Genomic DNA, 1632 nt, shown 5'->3' with positions numbered 1-1632 from the left:
GATGCAGGCTGTGCGTGCGCCCCAGTCATACCCGGCGACGATCGCGTCGCCGATCTTCAGCGCATCCATCAATTTGATGACATCGACAGCCAGCACGGACTGCTGGCCGTTGCGGACCGTCTGACTGGAGAGAAAGAGCGTCGTGCCATGACCGCGCGAGTACGGAACGATCACGCGATAGCCCGCCATCGCCAACAAGGGAGCGACATCGACAAAGCTGTGGATGTCGTAAGGCCAGCCGTGAAGGAGGATAACGACGGGACCGTTGGATGGACCAGCTTCAGCGTAGCCAACGTTCAGCAAGACGGCGTCGATTTGCCTGAGCGCAGCGAACGAGGCAGCCGTCGATCGTTCTGTCGTTGCTCCGCCCAGCTCTGAAACGCATTGTGCTTTAGCAGTGCGAACTGTCGTGAACTGGGTAGCAACCAGACCCATTGCGGCAACGCCGACAAAGGCCCTGCGATAGCGATCAATTTCTCCCGGCGGTCTTGTATTTTCCATTCTTGCAACCTCGTTCGCGGCACCATCGGATGCCACCTGTTTTTGACACAGCACTGGCATCACCTTCATTCATCAGCTTGGCGTTCCCGGCCTGCATGCCTTGGCAGCCTCTTTGGACAGTCGAGGCGTCGGTGGCTCCACCGACTGAAATTCAGAAATACATTGAGCTGGAATGACGCGATTGCCGGGCAGTGTAGAAAGTTGCGTTTGAACACGCGGGAAGGTCACGCTTTGTGCCGCCTCGCTTTGCATCCTTAGAAATTCGGGGCGTAACCCGTCGCCGCGCTTGGCAGCGATCAGGTGGAGTATCTGCAGCAACGGAAGCATGGACAAACTCCTTCGTAATGTGTCGTGGCTCAAGGGTGACACGACACGCGGCCGGTCTCGCACTTAGACAAGGCCCTCACGAGTCATTGCGACGCGAACGGCCGGACGGGCCGCAATTCGGGCGCGCAGCGCTTCCAAAGGAGCCGGAACAGGGACTTGGAAGCGGGCTGCCCAAAGCAGCATCACGAAAAGGTAGAAGTCCGCGACGCTGGGTTCCTCGCCGAACAGATAATCAGTCTTGAGACCGTTCGCGAAGAGATCAAGTTGCGACGTAATCGTGCTGCGCGCCTTGGCCTTTTCAGCATCGCTGCCATGGTGCCACATGGGTTTGAAGCTTCGGTGTATTTCAGTTGAGACATAGGTCAGCGCTTCGAGAACGCGGGTACGGCCCAGTGGCCCTTCCACGCCCAGTGCCGGGTATTGCGCCGCAATCCAATCGAGGACGGCGATATTCTCTGTCAGAACTTCCCCGTTATCCAGCACGAGGGCTGGCACATACCCCTTGCGCGTGACCGTGGTGAAATCATCGCCCGAGCCCGTTCGTTTGGTTTTGAGATTGACCGTTTCGCGCTCGAAGGCGGCACCGGCCTCCTCCAGCGCGATGTGGTCGGCCAGGCTGCAGGCGAGCGGGCTATAATAGAGTTTCACGGCTTTTCCCTTGTCTGAATCGGGACGCAGTTCGCAAATTGGTCGGGCGGAAGCCCGCCTTGCGCCGCGCACCGATTATCGCTGCGCGCGGCGTCCATGAGGTTCCAGAAATTCTCACTTGCCGGAAAGGAAGGCTACGACACCGACAGGTAGGCG

General features: G+C 58.8%; 3 protein-coding genes. All 3 read right to left on the bottom strand.

The annotated features are described in order from the left end of the window. Positions 1-501, bottom strand: a 501-nt coding sequence (locus tag EOA22_RS32890) for an alpha/beta fold hydrolase (RefSeq protein ID WP_127390569.1), incomplete at its 3' end; no start/stop codon positions are given. Between the two features lie 72 nt (positions 502-573). Beyond that, complete coding sequence (locus tag EOA22_RS32885) at positions 574-828, bottom strand: hypothetical protein (protein ID WP_127224467.1); 255 nt, start codon at positions 826-828, stop codon at positions 574-576. A 63-nt stretch (positions 829-891) separates the two neighbouring features. Beyond that, on the bottom strand, positions 892-1476 hold the full coding sequence (locus tag EOA22_RS32880) for a glutathione binding-like protein (RefSeq protein WP_063170639.1): 585 nt from the start codon (positions 1474-1476) through the stop codon (positions 892-894). Between the last annotated feature and the right edge of the window lie 156 nt (positions 1477-1632).

Source organism: Mesorhizobium sp. M7A.F.Ca.US.014.04.1.1, from assembly GCF_003998745.1.
In the GTDB taxonomy this organism is placed as follows: Bacteria; Pseudomonadota; Alphaproteobacteria; order Rhizobiales; family Rhizobiaceae; genus Mesorhizobium; species Mesorhizobium ciceri.
The sequence above is the reverse complement of the archived record's forward strand: the minus strand, read 5'-3'. Positions and strand labels throughout refer to the sequence as shown.

Coding starts and splice junctions, on each gene's coding strand:
- EOA22_RS32885 (WP_127224467.1), bottom strand. CDS start 828: ATGCTTCCGTTGCTGCAGATACTCCACCTGATCGCTGCCAAGCGCGGC.